Raw genomic sequence first — 17,544 nt, forward strand, 5'->3', positions numbered from 1 at the left:
GTCCGACGCTGGCACAACACCGGCGCGAGCGCGAGTGTTCCTGCGGGTGAAGATCAGGCGGTGGGGTCGTACCGGCCGCCGACCAGATCCCAGGCCCGGACACCACCGACGATTCCGGCCGTGTTCGGGACGATCACCACGTCGTCGCCCATCCGGGCCACCTGCTCGGGCCGGATCAGCCGGGAGTTGCCACCGCCGAGATACAGCCGGTCCCAGCGGAACACCGGCCGCAGGCCGTCCACCACCTGCCGGATCCGCCGCGACCAGAACGCGTCACCCAGGCGCCGCCGTTCCGGCTCCCCCACGTACGTGTCATAGGTGGTGTTCCACCGCACCGGCGCGTGGGACAGCTCCAGGTGCGGGGCCAGCATCCCGCCGTCGAACAACGCGCTGCCCAGCCCGGTGCCGAGCGTCAGCACCAGCTCGCAGCCGGTCCCGGCGACCACGCCCGCGCCGTGCACCTCGGCGTCGTTGAGCACCAGCGCGGGCACGCCGAACGCCCCGGCCAGCGCGGTGCGCGCGTCGTACCCGGACCACTCGGCCACCAGCTCCGGGTCGACGCGGCTGCGCGGCCCGGAGCGGGTCACGTAGTGCGGCGTCGCCACCACCACGCCGTGCCGGATCATGCCGGGCATGCCGACGGTGAGCCGGTCCGCCGTGGGCAGGCGGGCGCCGAGATCCAGCAGCGTCTTGACGAACAGGCCGGGCGGCAACGGGTACGGCGTGGGCACGCGCAACGGCCGCGCGCGCATGGTCCCGGCGGCGTCCAGCACCGAGGCCTTGATCCCGCCGCCACCACAGTCGATCGCCAGTGTGGTCACCACGGCTGTGAGTCTCCCTCAGACCGGCGCCGCCGCGAGCACGGGTCACGGCAATCCGGATGCGCCCGCAGGTAGGCTCGGTCACCTGATGAGCGCCACGTTGATCGCCAAGGATCTCACCGCCGGCCACGGCGACCGCCTCCTCTTCGAAGACCTCGACCTGGTCGTCGCGCCCGGCGACGTGGTGGGGCTGGTCGGGGTCAACGGCGCGGGCAAGTCCACGCTGCTGCGTACCCTCGCCGGTCTTGCCCCCCGCGAACGGGGCTCGGTGGCGCTGAGCCCGCCCACGGCGACAGTGGGCTACCTGCCGCAGGAGCCGGAGCGCCGGCCCGGCGAGACGGTCAGTGGGTTCCTGGCCCGGCGGACCGGGGTGAGCGCCGCGCAGGCGGCGCTGGACGCCGCCACCGAGGCGCTCACCGCGGGGGCGGCGGGCGCCGACGACGCGTACGCGAACGCTCTGGAACGCTGGCTCGACCTCGGCGGCGCGGATCTGGACGAGCGGGCCGAGCAGGTCGCCGCGGAGCTGGGTCTCGACGTCGGCCTGGACCACCCGATGACCGGCCTGTCCGGCGGGCAGGCCGCCCGCGCCGGGCTCGCGTCGCTGCTGCTCAGCCGGTACGACGTCTTCCTGCTCGACGAGCCCACGAACGACCTGGACCTGGCCGGGCTGGACCGGCTGGAACGCTTCGTCACCGGCCTGCGCGCCGGGACCGTGCTGGTCAGCCACGACCGGGAGTTCCTCACCCGCACCGTCAACCGGATCGTCGAGCTGGACCTGCACCAACGGCAGGTCAACCACTACGGCGGTGGCTACGCGGCCTACCTGGAGGAGCGTGCGGTGGCCCGCCGGCACGCCCGCGAGGAGTACGAGGAGTACGCCGACACGAAGGCCGACCTGGAGGCGCGCGCCCGCACCCAGCGGGCGTGGATGGAGAAGGGCGTCAAGAACGCCCGCCGCAAGGCCACCGACAATGACAAGATCGGCCGCAAGTACCGGGCCGAGTCGACCGAGAAGCAGGCCGCGAAGGCGAAGCAGACCGCCCGGCTGATCGAGCGGCTGGACGTGGTCGAGGAGCCGCGCAAGGAGTGGGAGCTGCGGATGGAGATCGCCGCCGCGCCCCGCGCCGGCGCCGTCGTGGCCTCGCTCCGACAAGCTGTGGTACGCCGTGGCGGCTTCACGCTCGGCCCGGTGGACCTGCAGATCGACTGGGCCGACCGGGTGGCGATCACCGGCGCGAACGGCTCCGGCAAGAGCACCCTGCTCGCCGCGCTGCTCGGCCGGCTGCCGCTGGACGAGGGGCACGCCGCGCTCGGTCCGGGTGTGGTGGTCGGCGAGGTCGACCAGGCCCGGGGACTGTTCCTCGGCGACCAGCCGCTGCTCGACGCCTTCGGCGCCGCCGTACCGGATCTCGCCCCGGCGGACGTGCGGACGCTGCTGGCGAAGTTCGGGCTGCGCGCCGACCACGTGCTGCGGCCGGCGGCGACGCTGTCCCCCGGTGAGCGGACCCGGGCCGCGCTGGCCCTGCTCCAGGGCCGGGGCGTCAACCTGCTGGTGCTCGACGAGCCGACCAACCACCTCGACCTGGCGGCGATCGAGCAGCTCGAATCGGCGCTGGCGAGCTACCCGGGAACGCTGCTGCTGGTGACCCACGACCGGCGGATGCTCGACGCGGTGAGCGTGAACCGGCGCCTGCGCGTGGCCGACGGACGGATCGCCGAACACTGATCCGTGCCGACCGGCTCGCGCGGGTCCACAATGAGCGCATGCTCAAGTGGGAGTACGCGCTGCTGGTCCGTCGCCGCCAGGCCGCCACCACCGACACCGGGTGGGAGGTCGTCTTCATCTGGTACGGCCCGGACGGCTCCATGATCGACGTATCGTCGTACGGCGACACCGCGCTGGCCCACCTGAACCGGGCCGGTGACCAGGGCTGGGAACTCGTCTCGATGAGCGAGGACCCGTCGCTGCCGGGCAACAACGAGCTGCACCGCTACCACCTCAAGCGCCCGAAGACGGCCCCTGCCCAGCCCCGTCAGCGCATGCGCGGCTCCCGCACGGTCCGCCGAGCCCTCTCCCCCTGATCCCCTTCCCCCGATCCCTCGCCTCTCCGCGCACCACCCGCCCCGCGGCCTCGCCGATCAAGGAGTTTGAGGGCTCCGGGGCGTCCTCTGCCGGCACGGACTCCTTGGTCAACGAGGCGTGGGGCGAGGGCGACAGGGGCGGGGCGAGGGGCGGGAGCATATCGGGGCGAAAAGGGGGTAACGGGCGCGCATGGTGGCGATGGGGCAGACCGCGCTCTCGGGTGAGCGACTCCGGCAGACCGACGGCTTCCTCGCCGAGGCGTGGGCCGACATGGTCCGGCACGACGAGCGGCTGCGCGGTACGGCGGTCGAGGTGCGCTTCGACCGGGGCGTGGCACACCTGACCGGCGAGGTCGCCGACCCGGAGCGGCTACGGCTGGTGCGGGAGCTGATCGGTCGGCTGTCCGGCGTACTCGGGATCTGGTGCCGGGTCAGCGTGGCCGGGCGGGCGCCGGTGGTGGTCGACCTGGGCTGCGGCGCGACCAAGCAGTGGCCGGGCAACCTGGGGTTGGACATCTATCCGGCGGCGGGGGTGAACGCGGTCGCCGACCTGGCCGGTTCGCTGCCGCTACGGGACGACTCGGTGGACGTGTTCTTCGCGGTGCACATCGTCGAGCACCTGATCGACTTCCTGCCGCTGTTCGACGAGTGCCACCGGGCGCTGCGTCCGGGCGGGGTGCTGCACGTCATGAGCCCGTGGTGGCGGCACGTCAACGCGGTGGCCGACCCGACGCACGTACGCCTGCTCGACGTGCAGACGTTCAAGGGCATCTGCGGTCAGCGCCCACCGGGTGCGCCGCGCTGGTATCCGCTGCACGTCGGCTGCGACGGCGCGTCGATCTTCGCCGACCTGACCCCACTGCCGCCGGACGCCCCCGCCCCCGCTCCTTCCCACCTGGCCCGCTTCTTCGACTGAGGACGCCCACGAACCACCCCGTCGATCATGAAGTTGGCGGCACTCAAGGAGATCGACTTCGGCGTCAACTTCATGATCAACGCGGCCGGCGGGGGCCGGCTAGGCGGATTCACGCAGGGCCAGGTGGTGAGGGGTTACCAGCTCGCGCGGTGGGGAGTCGCGGTCGGGGCCCAGGCGGCCGGCGAGCAGCTCGACCGCGAGCCGGGCGATGCGCTCCTTGTCCGGCGCGACGGTGGTCAGTGTCGGGATCGAGAAGCGACCGTCCTCGATGTCGTCGAAGCCGGCCACCGCGACGTCCTCGGGCACGCGCAGGCCCACCTCGTGCAGGGCACGCAACGCACCGAGGGCGAGCGTGTCGTTGAAGCAGAAGACGGCGTCGGGGCGTACCCCCTCGGTGAGCAGGTTGCGCACGGCGGCGGCGCCGCCCGCGCGGTGCCAGGCCGGCGCGGGCGCCACCAGGCGGTCGTCGTAGGCGATGCCGGCCTCGGTCAGCGCGGCGGTGTAGCCGGCCAGGCGGAGCCGGGCGCTGGCGCCCTCGGGGGTCCGCTGGGAGCCGATCGCGGCGATCCGGCGACGGCCGAGCCCGATCAGGTGGGCGGTGATCTCGCGGGCGGCGGCCACGTTGTCGACCACGACGTGGTCGGCGGGGCCGTGGTCGGCGGGACCGTGGTCGACGCGTTCGCCGAGCAGCACAATCGGCAGGCCGGCCAGGGCGGCGAGGTGGTCGGCGGTGAGCGCGAGCGGGCTCAGGATCAGGCCGTCGATCATGTGGTCGCCGATCCCGCTGGCGGCCTTGCGTTCCCGCTCGGAGCCGCCGCCGGTCTGGTCGATGAGCACGGTCCAGCCGTGGTCGGCGGCGGCGGTGAGGACGTGCCGGGCCAACTCGGCGAAGTAGGGGATGTCCAGTTCGGGTACGGCGAGCGCGATCACCCCGGTCCGACCCTTGCGCAGGTTGCGGGCCGACAGGTTGGGCCGGTAGTTGAGCGCGGCGATGGCCTCCTCGACCCGGGCCCGGGTGTCGGCGCGCACGTGCTGGTAGCCGTTGACGACGTTGGAGACGGTCTTCACCGACACTCCGGCGCGCTCCGCGACGTCCTTGAGCCTGTGCCGCACTGCACTTCCTTCCGGCGAATGCTGGCCGCACTGTACCGCTTCACGACGACGTGACGGCCTCCTCACACAGGCGCTTACAACGTTGCATAATCCACTGCCAGAGGGTGACCGCGGTCACCCGCACCAGCAGCGTGCCCGCCTCAGGGGTGGGGGATGCTGACCAGGTCGACCAGGATCGCGCTGGCGAGACCGGCGACGGCGGCGATGGAGACGAGCACCGCGGTCCAGCCGGCGCCGACCACCCGGAACGCGGACGCGATCGGCGACGCCGGACATCGATCGGCCCCCAGGGTCTTGCGCCCGGCACGGATAGGTGAAAGTTTTCTACCTGAGGCTCGGGCAGAGCGGCGAATCTTGCCGCTGCGCCCGCCGCCGCCCGTCCCCCCGGACCCGACGAAGGGACCGCACCGCATGAAGGCAACTCGGCTCGGAGCCGCCGCGCTGGCCGCGGCGCTGCTCGGCACGCTGGTCGCCGGCACGCCGGCCCAGGCCGCCCCCGGCGACACCGGCACCGCCACTTCCCCCTCCACCGAATGCGTCACCGACCCGGCCACCCCCAAGCGCCAGTTCCGGGCCATGTGGATCGCCTCGGTGACGAACATCGACTGGCCCAGCAAGGACTCCTGGACCGCGCCGGACCAGGTGGCCAAGCAGAAGGCCGAATACCTGGCCTGGCTCGACCTCGCCCGGAAGCTCAACCACAACGCCGTCGTGGTCCAGGTCCGCCCGACCGCCGACGCGTTCTGGCCCTCGCCGTACGAGCCGTGGTCGGAGTACCTGACCGGCGTACGCGGCCAGAACCCCGGCTGGGATCCGCTGGACTTCCTGGTCACCGAGTCGCACAAGCGCAACCTGGAGTTCCACGCCTGGTTCAACCCGTACCGCGTCTCCATGCCCGCGCCCGGCGGCGCCGGCGCCGACCTGTCGCAACTGGCCCCGGACAGCCCGGCCCGCCAGCACCCCGACTGGGTCTTCGCCTACCCGCCCGCCGGAGTCGCCGGCAGCCGGCTCTACTACAACCCCGGTATCCCCGAGGTCCGCGAGTTCGTCCAGACCGCGATGATGGACGCGGTCAACCGGTACGACATCGACGGCGTTCACTTCGACGACTACTTCTACCCGTACCCGAGCGGCACCCACCAGGTGCCCGACGACGCGACGTTCGCCGCGTACAACAGGGGCTTCACCGACAAGGCCGACTGGCGGCGGGACAACGTCAACCTGCTGATCCAGGAGATGAACGCCAAGATCAAGGCGGCCAAGCCCTGGGTGAAGTTCGGCGTCAGCCCGTTCGGCATCTGGCGCAACGCGTCGGCCGACCCGAACGGCTCGGACACCACCGGCTCGCAGTCGTACGACATCATCTCCGCCGACTCCCGCAAGTGGGTCAAGGAGGAGTGGATCGACTACATCGTGCCGCAGCTCTACTGGTACATCGGCCAGTACCCGGCCGCCGACTACGCCCGGCTGGTGCCGTGGTGGGCCGAGCAGGTGCGCGGCACGCGGGTGCAGCTCTACATCGGCCAGGCCGACTACAAGAGCGGTGAACCGGCGTACGGGTCGTTCTGGATGAACCCGCAGGAGCTGTCGAACCACCTGACGCTCAACCGGTCGTACCCGGAGGTGCTCGGCAACGTGCACTTCTCCGCGGTGCAGGTCCGGGCGAACCGGCTCGGCGCCACCGACATCTACGCGGCCGAGCACTACTCCCGCCCGGCGCTGGTGCCCACCATGACGCACCTGCCGCGCAAGCCGCTGCTGTTCCCGGTGGTCACCAAGGCCCAGCGGGAGGCGGACGGGGTACGCCTCAGCTGGCGGCAGCCGGCCGACGGCAAGGGTCCGCTCGGCACCGCCGCGTCGTACGCGATCTACCGGTTCGACGGGCTCGGCCTGGCCGGGCGCTGCGACTTCGCCGACGCCTCACACCTGGTCGGCACCGTCCGCGCCACCGACGGCGCTGCCCAGTCCTGGGTGGACACCACGGCGGCCGACGGCGCCCGGTACACCTACTACGTGACCGCACTGGACCGGCTGGCCAACGAGAGCCTGGCGAGCCCGCCGCGCTTCGTGCGCTGACCCTCACCGGATGCCTCCGGGCCGCCTCGCCGGCCCGGAGGCATTCGTCTGTTCAGGCGGATGTCAGCGAGCCGTTCCCCGGAGCATCGGCCCAGCTCACCCATTTGATCGACACTTGTCGACACCCGGAGATCCCGGCCACCCCCCGCGGAGGTACCCGTGTCCCGTCGCCTCGCCACCACCCTCGCCGCCGCAGCACTCGCCCTGCTCACCATGCTCGGACCGGCCACACCGGCCGCCGCCGCGGTGAGCACCCAGCAGAAGCTGTCCGTCCTGACCAGTTGGACGCAGACCAGCGCGTCCAGCTACAACGCCTGGAACAGCGCCCGGCAGAACCGGGCCCCCTGGACCGAGTACGGCTTCGACTGGTCCACCGACTACTGCTCGTCCAGCCCGGACAATCCGATCGGCTTCAGCTTCAAGCTCTCCTGCTACCGGCACGACTTCGGCTACCGCAACCACAAGGCGATGGGTGTCTTCTCGTCCAGCAAGTCCCGCCTGGACAGCGCCTTCTACGCCGATCTGAAGCGGGTCTGCGCCACGTACAACGCGGTGGTCCGGCCCGCCTGCTACAGCCTCGCCTGGACGTACTACCAGGCGGTGAGCGTCTTCGGTTCGGTCGCCGCCGTGTCGCAGGCCGACCTCGACCGCGCCGCCCGGATGAAGGCCGACGCCCAGCGCCGCGCTGCCGCCCGCACCTGACGCACCGCGGGGAGTCCGCCATCCGGCGGGCTCCCCGCCCGGTTCAGCCGGCCGTGCTGCGCGGCTCGAACGCCGGCCACGAACCCGGCGTCTGCGCGCCGAACCGGGGCGAGTCGGCGGCCAGGTCCGGGTGCTCGACGTGCAGCGCCAGCGCCGCCACCTCGTCCAGCCGCAGCCCCGTCCCGGCGCCGTAGGCGGCGTCGAACGCCTCGTCGCCCAGCACCCGCCGCAGCTCCGCCTGCCGAGTTGACCAGTACGGGCCGTAGATCCCCGGCGTGGCCCGCAGGTTCGCCCGGGTGGCCTGCGCCGCCCCGAACAGCCGGGCCGCGGCGAGCGCGTCCCCGGCGAGCGCGCAGCGCACCGCTATCGCGTTGATCGTGTCGCAGGCCCGGCCCAGGTAACCGTGGCTCATCCGGGACCGCAACGCCACCAGCAGGTGCTCGTGCGCGGCGACCAGATCGCCCCGGGCCAGGGCCACCATCCCGAGCAGCATGTCCACCGACCGGCCGCCCCGCTCGGCCGGCCGGGCCGCCTCGACCGGGCGGGCCGCCGCGAGCAGATCGGCTGCCTCGTCCAGCGCGCCCCGGCGCCAGAGCAGTTCGGCGAGGTTGTAGACGGCCAGCAGCGCGTCGCCCACCACGTCCTGCGCGTACGCCCAGTCGATCACCTCGCGGCAGATCCGCTCCGCCTCGGCGAACTGCCCCATGTCGACAAGCGGCGCCGCGCGCCCGGCGAGCACCCGGGCCAGCAGCCCCCGGTCGCCGGACTGCCGCGCGGCCGCCTCGGCGCGCTGCGAGTACCGAAGCTCCTCGCCGAACTCGCCGTCCGCGCCCGCGTGCAGCGAGTGCATGTGGTACGCGGCGGCCAGCTCGGCGTCCGGCATGACCTCGCCCGTCTCGGCGAGGCGTCCGTAGAGCCGGAACAGCCAGAGCCGTCCCTCCCGGGCCAGCCCGCGCTCCCGCCACCACTGGTCCAGGTCACCGGCCAGCACCAGACCCGACCGGGCGCTGCCGCCGGTGGCGCACCAGCGCAACGCGGCCCGCAACTCGTTCGCCAGCGGGTCGAGCGCGTACAGGGACAGCGTCACCGGGCGGCCGTCCGGCCCCAGGTGCGCCCGGTCCAGCGCGTGCCGGCACCAGGCGACGTGGCGAGCGCGGGCGCTCTGCTCCTCGCCCGCCTCCACCAGCCGCCGGGCCGCGTACGCCCGGATCGGGTCGAGCATCCGGTACGTGCTGCCGGAGGCGTGCGGCTCGGCCAGCACCATCGACTTGTCCACGAGCACCGAGAGCGGATCGAGCGGATCCTCGTCGAGCAGCCACTGCACGGTGGGCAGGTCCACCGGGCCGGCGAACACCGCCATCCAGCGCAGCAGCCGGGCCGAGCGCGCGCCGAGCGTCCGGTACGACCAGGTCACAGTGGCCTGGATGGTCAGGTGCCGTTCACTCGCCGAACGCTGCACCGCCCGGGTCGCCGGGGTGGGCGGGGCGGCGCCGGTCGCGGCGGCCACCAGGTCCACCGTGTCCTGCTGGTTGCCGCTCCAGCCGGCCTCCACCGGCGGCGGTTCCGCCGTCTCGCGGCCGGCGTCGAGCGTGCCGAGCATGTCGTCCAGCCGCTCGGCGAGTTGCCCGGCCGAGAGCACCCGCAACCGGGCCGCGGCCAGCTCGATGGCCAGCGGCAACCCGTCCAGGCGGCGTACCACCCGGTGCAGGTCGGCCTGCTCGGCCGGCTCCGGTGCCCGGCCGCCCCGGGCCACGGCGGTGCGGTCCAGCAGCAGCGCCACCGCGTCGCTGCCCCCGCCGTCGGGCCCCTCGTCGACCGACAGCGGCGGGATCCGCCACACCACCTCGCCGGGTACGCCGAACGACTCCCGGCTGGTCGCCAGCACCCGCACACCCCGGCCCCCGGCGAGCAGCCGGCCGATCACGTCGGCCGACGCCGCGGTCTGGGCGTCGCAGGTGTCCAGCAGCACGAGCATCCGGCGCGGCGCCGCGTACTCGACGAGGGTGTCGACCATCGGCCGGCCCGGCTCCGGGCGGAGACCGAGCACGGCGGCGATCTCGAACGCCACCAGCCCCGGGTCGGTCACCGCGGCGATGTCGACGAACCAGACGCCGTCCGGGTAGTCCTCGACGATCCCGGCGGCCAGCTCCACCGCCAGCCGGGTCTTGCCGGCACCGCCCGCGCCGAGCACCGTCACCAGGCGGTACGCCTCGACCAGCCGCCCCAGCTCGGCACGCTCGGCCTGCCGGCCGACGAACGAGGTGACCTGGGTGGGCAGGTTGTGCGCTGTCGCGTCGGCGGTACGCGGACGCGGGAACCGCCGCTCCAACCCGGGCGCGACGAGCTGGAACAGCCGCTCCCGGTCGTCGAAGCCGCGCAGCCGGTGCAGCCCGAGGTCCAGCAGGGACACCCCGTCGGGCAGCGGGTCGGCGTGCCGGGCGGTGGCGGCCGAGCAGAGCACCTGCCCGCCGTGCGCGGCGGCGGCCACCCGCGCCGCCCGGTGCACCTCGGGGCTGGCGTAGTCGCCGTCGCGGGGCTCGGCGTAGCCGGTGTGCAGCCCCATCCGGACCCGAGGGGTGGCGTCCGGGTTCGGCCACTCGTGGCCGGCGAGCGCGCGCTGGGCGGTCAGACAGGCGCGGACCGCGGCGGCCGCGTCGGGGAACGCGAGGAAGAACGAGTCCCCCTCGGTCAGCAGCTCCGCGCCGTCGGTGCCGGCCAGGGTGTCGCGCAGCAGCCGTCGGTGCTCGTGCAGGACCGGGCGGTAGACCGGGCCGAGCATCCGGGCCAGCCGCGTCGAGCCCTCGATGTCGGTGAACACGAAGGTCACCCACCCGCTGGGGAGGTGGCGTCCTTGCGACATACGTCGAACCTCCGCCCGGTGACGTCGGGTTCATGCTGCCCTATGGTCGTGCCGTCACGCATCGTGAGAACGGCTGGGCAGATTCCGCCCCAAGGTGCCAAAAGATCACACCGGCGGCAAGACCCCGATCGACCCGCGGGACGGACGGCGGAAAGTCAGCAGCCGCAGGAGCCGCCGCAGCAACCGCCGCCGCTGGGCATCCCACCGCTCGGGGCGGAGCCGCCCCGGCCGGTGACGGCCACCGTGGACAGCAGTTTCACCGTGTCGGCGTGGCCCTGCGGGCAGGCGGCCGGCTGCGCGGCCTCGGCCATCGGGCGGCTGACCTCGAAGGTGTCGCCGCAGGCGCGGCAACGGAACTCGTACCGGGGCATGCCCCAAGCGTACGGCCGGGCCTGACGTCGTCACCCGGATGGGTGATACTCGACGGGTGGTGGACGGCGAACGGCGAGCGACGGCCCGGCCCCTGCGACGCGCCGCGCCACCCGACGACGGTGTCCCACCCGTCCCGCGGCCCCGTAGAGCCGGTGCCGAGCCTGTCGAGAAGCCGCAGCCCATGCCGGGCGCCGAGCGCGACGCGGACGCCGGGCCGGGCGGGAAGCCGCAGCCCGGTCCGGGCGAGGGCGAGCAGCCGGATTCCGGGTCGGCGCCGAAGGGCGAGGCGCCGGCCGACAGCGGCGGGCGTCGTCGGCGGATACCGTTCACACGCGCCATCCGGACGCGCCCGAGGCAGCTCACCGTCGGCGCGGCCCGGGCCACCCGCGCCTGGTCGCGGCGGCCCGGCGGGCGCACCACACTGCCCGCGCTGTTCCTGCTCGCGCTGGTCGCCGCCGCCACCACCGCCGGCGCGGTGATCGTGCCGGCGGCGCTCGGCCGGTCGGAGCCGGTCACCGAGGCCCTTTCGGAACCGAGCGTGCCGCAGACCGCCGCGGCACCCGCCACGCCCCCGCTCCCGGCCCTGACCGGCCTGCCCGGCACCGCCGCGCCGACCGGCACTCCGCTGCCCGGCGCGACCACCGCCCCGGTGCTGCCCACCGGGCGCCCGGCCGACACGCTCACCGGCTGGGCGCAACGGGTCAGCGCGGTGACCGGCGTCCCCGCGGTGGCGCTCCAGGCGTACGCCTACGCCGAGCTGGTGCTCGCGCAGAGCAACCGCGCCTGCCAGTTGAGCTGGACCACGCTGGCCGCGATCGGTCACGTCGAGTCGCGCCACGGCTCGGCCAACGGCGCCACGCTGCACGCCGACGGGCGGGCCCTGCCGGAGATCAGGGGAGAGCCGCTCGACGGGCAGGGCGGCCGGTCCCGCATCCTCGACACCGACCAGGGGCTGCTCGACGGCGACCGCGTCCACGACCGGGCGCTCGGCCCGATGCAGTTCATCCCGACCACCTGGCAGGAGATCGGCGCGGACGCTGACGGCGACGGCGTGAAGAACCCGCACGACATCGACGACGCGGCGCTCGCCGCCGGGCTCTACCTGTGCAAGGGCGGCCGGAACATGACCATCCCGGGTGACTGGTGGGGCGCCATCCTCTCCTACAACGATGTGCGCCGGTACGCCCAGGCCGTCTTCGACAAGGCCGACGAGTACGGCAGACTCAGCCGCAACGTGAGGTGACGGCTCGCGTACATTCGCGGACTGAACCCTTCCCCCCGGCTGCCGTTGACGGCAAGCTAGACGGGTGATGGTGCGCGAGTGGGATCCCAGGACCGCGTCGTCCGCCGAGATCGCGTCCCTGCTGGACACGCTGAACGCGGTCCTGGCGGCCGATCTGCCGCAGGATCCGCCCTGGCGGGAGAGCTCCATGCGGGAGTATCTGTCCGAGGTGATGCCCGGCGAGCGGCGGATCTCGTGGGTCGCCCAGGAGGACGCCCCGGAGGGCACGCCTGGGGCGATCCTCGGGCATGTGCACGTGCTGCTGCTCGGCGGGATCGGCGTGCTCGAAGTGCTGGTGCACCCGGCGATCCGGCGCGGCGGCATCGGCCGCGAGCTGGTGCGGGTGGCCGCCCGCCGGGTCTGGGACGAGGGCTTCCAGTCGATCGGCGTGGAGGTGGTCGGCGACACCCCGGCCGTGGGGTTCTACGAGTCGCTGGGCTTCACCCGCGACTACGTGGAGACCCGCAGCGTGCTCGACCTGCGCTCGGTGGACTGGCCGGCGCTCACCGAGATGGCCGCCGAGGTCGGCGCGGGCTACCGCGTGGAGTTCTGGCCGGGCGGCCCGCCGGACGAGCTCATCGAGGCGTACGCGCGGGCCAAGGCCGAGGTGCGCGACTCCGACGACGTGGAGCTGCGGCCCAGCTCCTACGACCCGGACCGGCTGCGCGACAGCCTCGCCACGCTGCACCGGCGCGGCATGAAGCCGTACATCGTGCTGGCGCTGCACGAGCAGACCGGCGAGGTGGCCGGGTTGACCGAGGTGGTGGTGCCGGCGCAGCACCCGACCCGGGCCGACCAGTACGACACGATCGTCGTCCACGACCACCGCGGCTACGGCATCGACCGGGCCATCAAGGCGCGGATGCTGCTGGAGCTGCGCTCGGCCGAGCCCGAGGTGGCCGAGGTGCAGACCTGGAACGCGCAGGACAACGAGTCGATGCTGAAGGTCAACGCCGAGCTGGGCTACCGCCCCGACCGCGACTGGTGCGAATACGGTGTGGACGTGGCCGAGTTGGTGCACCGGCTGGACAGTCACCGCTGAGCGTTCACCGGCCGGTCATCGAAGGGGCTGGACGGTGCACCCACGAGAGCCTTAACGTTCGTTAGTTCCTGTCCACCCATCGTGGAGGCCCCATGCGCCCGCGCCGCACCCTCGCCGCGCTCGCGACCACCGCCGCCGTCACCCTCACGGCGATCGTTGTCGCACCCACCGCGGCCAGCGCCGCGCCCGCCGACCTGTTCATCTCCGAGTACGTCGAGGGGTCGTCCAACAACAAGGCCGTCGAGCTGTACAACGGCACCGGCGCCCCGATCGACCTGGCGGCCGGCGACTACCAGCTCCAGCTCTTCTTCAACGGCGCCTCCACCTCGACGAACGTGTCCCTGACCGGCACCGTCGCCGCCGGTGACGTGTTCGTCTTCGCCGCCGCGGCGGCCGCGCCAGCCATCCTCGCCCAGGCCGACCAGACGTACTCCGGCTCGCTGTTCAACGGCGACGACGCGATCGTGCTGCGCAAGGGCGGCACGGTGGTCGACTCCCTGGGCCAGGTCGGCGTGGACCCGGGCAGCGAGTGGGGCAGCGGCCTCACCGGCACGGCGGACAACACCCTGCGCCGGCTGCCGTCGGTGACCGCGGGCGACACCGACCCGGCGGACGCGTTCGACCCCGCCGCGCAGTGGGCCGGCTTCGCCACCGACACGTTCGACGGGCTGGGCAGCCACACCACCGGCGGCGGCCCGGCCGACCAGCCGCCCGCCCTGGCCTGCGGTGACACGCTGACGCTGTCGGCGGGCGCCACTGCCACCCGTGAGGTCACCGCGACCGACGCCGACGACACGGTCACCGACCTGGCGGTCACCGCGGTCGTGCCGGTGCCCGCGAGCGGCTCGATCAGCCGTACCGCCTTCACCCCGGCGACCGGCGACGGTGGCACGGCCACCGCGACGCTCACCGCCACCGGCCTGCCGGCCGGCAGCTACGCGGTCACCGTGACCTCCACCGACGCCGCGGGCGACACCGCCACCTGCACGCTCACCGTGCGGGCCACGAGCGTGCTGTCGATCGGCGAGGTGCAGGGCCGCACCGCCGACGAGGACGGCCGCACCGACCGGTCGCCGCTCGCGCCGGCCAGCGGCAACGGCACCAGCTCCACGCTGTACGACGTGCGCGGCGTCATCACCGGCAAGTCGCTGACCCGCAGCTCGGCCGGGGCCGACCAGTGGGGCTTCTACCTCCAGAGCCGGCTCGGCACCTCCGACGACGACCCGCTGACCTCCGACGGCCTGTTCGTCTTCATGGGCTCGTTCACCACGCTGATCGGCGGATACGCGCCGACCGTCGGTGACGAGGTGGTGCTGCGCGGCCGGGTCTCCGAGTACTTCAACCAGACCCAGCTCTCCGGCGCCTCGCTGGTCCGCAAGCTGGACTCCGGCCTCGACGTGGACACCGTGGTCCGGGTCGACGACGCGGTCCCGCCGGCCGAGGCGGCCGCCGCCGACCTGTTCTGGGAGCGGCACGAGGGCGAGCGGATGCGGGTACGCGCGGGCAGCGGCGTCTCCGCGCCCCGGCACATCTTCTCCTCCACCACGGACTCCGAGATCTACGTGCTGGATCGGGAGGACCCGGTGATGAAGCGGTCCGACCCGTACGCCCGGCGCGTGTTCCGGGACGCGCACCCGCTCGACGACATCCCCGGCACTCTGTTCGACAACGGCAACAACCAGCGGATCCTGCTGGGCGCCGGCGGCGTGAAGGCGACTGCCGGTGACTCCCGGGCGCTGCTGCCCGAGGCGCGCACGTTCGACACGCTCACCGAGGACGCCTACGGCTCCGTCTCGTACGCGTTCAGCAAGTACAGCGTGCAGCCGGAGCAGCTCACGCTGACCGGCGGCGCCGACCCGGCGGCGAACCACCCGCCGCAGCCGGCCGACCGCGGCAGTGAGGTCGCCATCGCCACGTACAACGTGGAGAACCTGTACGACTACCGGGACGACCCGTTCGACGGCTGCGACTTCGCCGGCAACACCGGTTGCCCCGGTGTCAGCCCGCCGTTCGACTACGTGCCGGCGAGCCCGGAGGCGTACGCCGCCAGGCTGGCCGTGCAGGCCCGGCAGATCGTCCGGTCGCTGCACAGCCCCGACCTGATCCTGGTGCAGGAGGCCGAGGACCAGGACATCTGCTCGGTGGTCAACGGCGCGCTGGCCTGCGGCGACACCAACGACGCCGACGGCGCGCCGGACACCGTGCAGGAGCTGGCGCTCGCGGTGGCGGCCAACGGCGGCCCGGCGTACGCCGCCGCGTACGACCGGACCGGCGCGGACGCCCGCGGCATCACCTCGGCGTTCCTCTACCGGACCGACCGGCTGTCCCTGGCCGAGGCGACCGCCGCGGACCCGCTTCTGGGCTCCGCGCCGACGGTGCAGTACCGCTCGGCGGCACTGCCGTCCAACGCCGACGTGCAGAACCCGAAGGCGCTCAACGCGGTGCTGCCGGACGACGTGGACCGGTCGACCGGGGTGGACGGCAGCAACGTCTACACCCGCGCGGCGCAGGTGGCCCGGTTCACCGTCAAGGCCGGGCCCGGATCGACCGAGCGGTTCACGCTCTGGGCGGTCGCCAACCACTTCTCGTCCGGGCCGGACAGCCGGGTCGGGCAGCGCCGCGAGCAGGCCGCGTACGGGGCGGCGATCGTCCGGGCGGCCGAGGCGAACGACCCGGACGCCCGGGTGGTCTACGGCGGTGACCTTAACGTCTTCCCCCGGCCGGACGACCCGATCGCCACCGCCCAGAACCCGACCCCGTCGGACCAGCTCGCCCCGCTCTACGAGGCCGGGTTGCACAACCTCTGGGACGATCTGGTGCAGGATGCTCCGGCGTCGGCGTACTCGTACACCTTCAGCGGTCAGGCGCAGACGCTGGACAGCCTCTTCGTCAACGATCCGATGCACGACGACCTGGTGCAGGTGCGGACGGCGCACATCAACGCCGACTACCCCACCGACGCGCCGGACCTGGGTGACCGGGGCGCCAGCGACCACGACCCGCAGGTGGCCCGGTTCCGGTCGCGCGCCTCGCTGCGCGTCGCGGACACCTCGGTCACGGAGGGCGACAAGGGCACCAGCACGATGACGTTCACGGTCACCGTGTCCCGCCCGCTCTCCGAGCCGGCCCTGGTGTGCGCGGCCACCTACGGCACCACCGCGCAGGCCGGGTCGGACTACGACCCGTACGTGGGCTGCCGGATGCTGGCCGCGGGCCGGACCTCGCTGACGTTCCCGGTCACCGTGCGCGGCGACCGTAAGCGCGAGGCGGACGAGAAGCTCACGCTGTACGTCGCAGGCGTGCCGGGCCTGCGGCTCGCCGACCCGGCCGGCGTCGGGACGATCCTGAACGACGACTGAGCGGCGTTCCGCTCGGCGGCCCGTCGATCCGCTCATGGGCGGATCGGCGGGCCGCCGCGGTATCCGCACCGTTGTGGATCGGGCGGTGGCGGCACGCTGCGGTACTTGGCCACCCGCACCTCCCACTGGCTGCGGCGGCGCAGCCAGTCCCGGACCTCCCGGTTGCGGTAGAAGGTCTCCGGTGGGCGGGCCAGCCCGTACCGGTCGGCCCACCACTCGCCCGGCTCCGGGTCGGTGACGATGTCGAGGTGGGACGGGTACCGCCGCTCCGCGCCGTCGCGCAGGTCGGCCCGGTCACGCATCGGCTTGAGCAGCCGGCCGGCCTCGTCGACGACCACGAGCCGGAAGCCGGCCGTGCCGACGATGCGCGACAGCATGGCCAGGCTCGGCGTCAGGCTGCCCGCCTCGATCCGCCCGATCGTGCTCGGGTGCACCCGGGCGAACCGGGCCAGCTCACGCTGGCTGGCGTCGGCGCGGCGGCGCACCGCCCGGACGATCCCCGGCGCCGGGAACGGGACGTCGAACGGCTCCGTGAGCAGCGCCGGCGCGCCGTCTGCCGCCGTCGCGGCGCCGGGGGTGGTAGCGGCGCCGGGGGTGGGAGCGGCCTCCGGCCCGGTGTCGGAGATGTCTGTCACGCCGCCCACGGTCCCGCCTGCCGCACCGGCTCGGCAACCCTGCGCCCTGCCCCTGTGGAAAACCCGGGACAGGGCGCTCGCCCCTGCGCGGTACCGATCGGAGGCGCGCACAGAGGGTGACCCTCACTCAGCGTCAACACCACACCGAGACCGGCGGCCCAGCGCGACGGAGCAAAATACACGAATACGGACACAAACCCGGGCCCGTCCCGGCAGGCGAGTCCACCTCGGCAGACTTTGCTCTGCAGCCACCGAGGCGGCGCTCACGCTTGGTAATGGGTGCG

General features: G+C 73.4%; 13 protein-coding genes. 8 read left to right on the top strand and 5 right to left on the bottom strand.

The features are described 5' to 3' along the window. Positions 1–53: 53 nt before the first annotated feature. Entirely contained in the window at positions 54–824 is a 771-nt protein-coding gene (locus tag C569_RS0120720; protein ID WP_018787685.1) for an ROK family protein, read from the bottom strand. Positions 825–909: 85 nt separating this feature from the next. On the opposite strand from C569_RS0120720, the gene C569_RS0120725 reads away from it, so the two are divergent. The 3 genes from C569_RS0120725 to C569_RS0120735 all read left to right on the top strand — a co-directional run bounded on the left by C569_RS0120725 (position 910) and on the right by C569_RS0120735 (position 3,819). Beyond that, positions 910–2,547, top strand: a complete 1,638-nt coding sequence (locus C569_RS0120725) for an ABC-F family ATP-binding cassette domain-containing protein (protein ID WP_018787686.1) — start codon at positions 910–912, stop codon at positions 2,545–2,547. A 38-nt stretch (positions 2,548–2,585) separates the two neighbouring features. Next, on the top strand, positions 2,586–2,903 hold the full coding sequence (locus C569_RS0120730; protein WP_018787687.1) for a hypothetical protein: 318 nt from the start codon (positions 2,586–2,588) through the stop codon (positions 2,901–2,903). Between the two features lie 190 nt (positions 2,904–3,093). Next, positions 3,094–3,819 carry a BON domain-containing class I SAM-dependent methyltransferase gene (locus C569_RS0120735; protein WP_018787688.1) on the top strand — a complete coding sequence of 242 codons (726 nt, stop codon included), beginning with the start codon at positions 3,094–3,096 and terminating at the stop codon, positions 3,817–3,819. 99 nt (positions 3,820–3,918) lie between these two features. Here the strand turns inward: C569_RS0120735 and C569_RS0120740 are convergent, their stop codons facing one another. Continuing rightward, positions 3,919–4,932, bottom strand: coding sequence for a LacI family DNA-binding transcriptional regulator (locus C569_RS0120740; protein WP_018787689.1), 1,014 nt, complete (start codon positions 4,930–4,932; stop codon positions 3,919–3,921). A 411-nt stretch (positions 4,933–5,343) separates the two neighbouring features. On the opposite strand from C569_RS0120740, the gene C569_RS0120750 reads away from it, so the two are divergent. Then, on the top strand, positions 5,344–7,008 hold the full coding sequence (locus tag C569_RS0120750; protein ID WP_018787691.1) for a glycoside hydrolase family 10 protein: 1,665 nt from the start codon (positions 5,344–5,346) through the stop codon (positions 7,006–7,008). A 159-nt stretch (positions 7,009–7,167) separates the two neighbouring features. Next, positions 7,168–7,710 (top strand): phospholipase, encoded by a 543-nt coding sequence (locus C569_RS0120755; RefSeq protein ID WP_018787692.1) that lies wholly within the window; start codon positions 7,168–7,170, stop codon positions 7,708–7,710. Between the two features lie 43 nt (positions 7,711–7,753). On the opposite strand, the gene C569_RS0120760 is transcribed toward C569_RS0120755, so the two are convergent. Both C569_RS0120760 and C569_RS0120765 read right to left on the bottom strand, forming a co-directional pair. Continuing rightward, complete coding sequence (locus tag C569_RS0120760) at positions 7,754–10,570, bottom strand: adenylate/guanylate cyclase domain-containing protein (protein WP_026268436.1); 2,817 nt, start codon at positions 10,568–10,570, stop codon at positions 7,754–7,756. A 155-nt stretch (positions 10,571–10,725) separates the two neighbouring features. Continuing rightward, complete coding sequence (locus C569_RS0120765) at positions 10,726–10,941, bottom strand: zinc ribbon domain-containing protein (protein WP_018787694.1); 216 nt, start codon at positions 10,939–10,941, stop codon at positions 10,726–10,728. 56 nt (positions 10,942–10,997) lie between these two features. Here C569_RS0120765 and C569_RS0120770 point away from each other — a divergent pair, with 56 nt between their 5' ends. The 3 genes from C569_RS0120770 (at position 10,998) to C569_RS0120780 (ending at position 16,625) form a co-directional block, all read left to right on the top strand. Next, on the top strand, positions 10,998–12,185 hold the full coding sequence (locus C569_RS0120770) for a lytic transglycosylase domain-containing protein (RefSeq protein WP_155945569.1): 1,188 nt from the start codon (positions 10,998–11,000) through the stop codon (positions 12,183–12,185). Positions 12,186–12,252: 67 nt separating this feature from the next. After that, complete coding sequence (locus C569_RS0120775) at positions 12,253–13,266, top strand: GNAT family N-acetyltransferase (RefSeq protein WP_018787696.1); 1,014 nt, start codon at positions 12,253–12,255, stop codon at positions 13,264–13,266. A 92-nt stretch (positions 13,267–13,358) separates the two neighbouring features. Continuing rightward, positions 13,359–16,625 (top strand): lamin tail domain-containing protein, encoded by a 3,267-nt coding sequence (locus C569_RS0120780; protein ID WP_018787697.1) that lies wholly within the window; start codon positions 13,359–13,361, stop codon positions 16,623–16,625. Positions 16,626–16,657: 32 nt separating this feature from the next. Here C569_RS0120780 and C569_RS0120785 read toward each other — a convergent pair whose 3' ends face one another. Then, positions 16,658–17,260: a helix-turn-helix transcriptional regulator gene (locus C569_RS0120785; RefSeq protein ID WP_231394851.1), complete on the bottom strand. Its 603-nt coding sequence runs from the start codon at positions 17,258–17,260 to the stop codon at positions 16,658–16,660. Positions 17,261–17,544 lie beyond the last annotated feature (284 nt).

This window comes from Micromonospora sp. CNB394 (assembly GCF_000374985.1).
Taxonomy (GTDB): domain Bacteria; phylum Actinomycetota; class Actinomycetes; order Mycobacteriales; family Micromonosporaceae; genus Micromonospora; species Micromonospora marina.

What these genes read in the sequence shown, in the direction of transcription:
- C569_RS0120725 (WP_018787686.1), top strand. Translation starts at nt 910, where the DNA reads ATGAGCGCCACGTTGATCGCCAAGGATCTCACCGCCGGCCACGGCGAC.
- C569_RS0120730 (WP_018787687.1), top strand. Translation starts at nt 2,586, where the DNA reads ATGCTCAAGTGGGAGTACGCGCTGCTGGTCCGTCGCCGCCAGGCCGCC.
- C569_RS0120735 (WP_018787688.1), top strand. Translation starts at nt 3,094, where the DNA reads ATGGTGGCGATGGGGCAGACCGCGCTCTCGGGTGAGCGACTCCGGCAG.
- C569_RS0120750 (WP_018787691.1), top strand. Translation starts at nt 5,344, where the DNA reads ATGAAGGCAACTCGGCTCGGAGCCGCCGCGCTGGCCGCGGCGCTGCTC.
- C569_RS0120760 (WP_026268436.1), bottom strand. Translation starts at nt 10,570, where the DNA reads ATGTCGCAAGGACGCCACCTCCCCAGCGGGTGGGTGACCTTCGTGTTC.
- C569_RS0120765 (WP_018787694.1), bottom strand. Translation starts at nt 10,941, where the DNA reads ATGCCCCGGTACGAGTTCCGTTGCCGCGCCTGCGGCGACACCTTCGAG.
- C569_RS0120775 (WP_018787696.1), top strand. Translation starts at nt 12,253, where the DNA reads ATGGTGCGCGAGTGGGATCCCAGGACCGCGTCGTCCGCCGAGATCGCG.
- C569_RS0120780 (WP_018787697.1), top strand. Translation starts at nt 13,359, where the DNA reads ATGCGCCCGCGCCGCACCCTCGCCGCGCTCGCGACCACCGCCGCCGTC.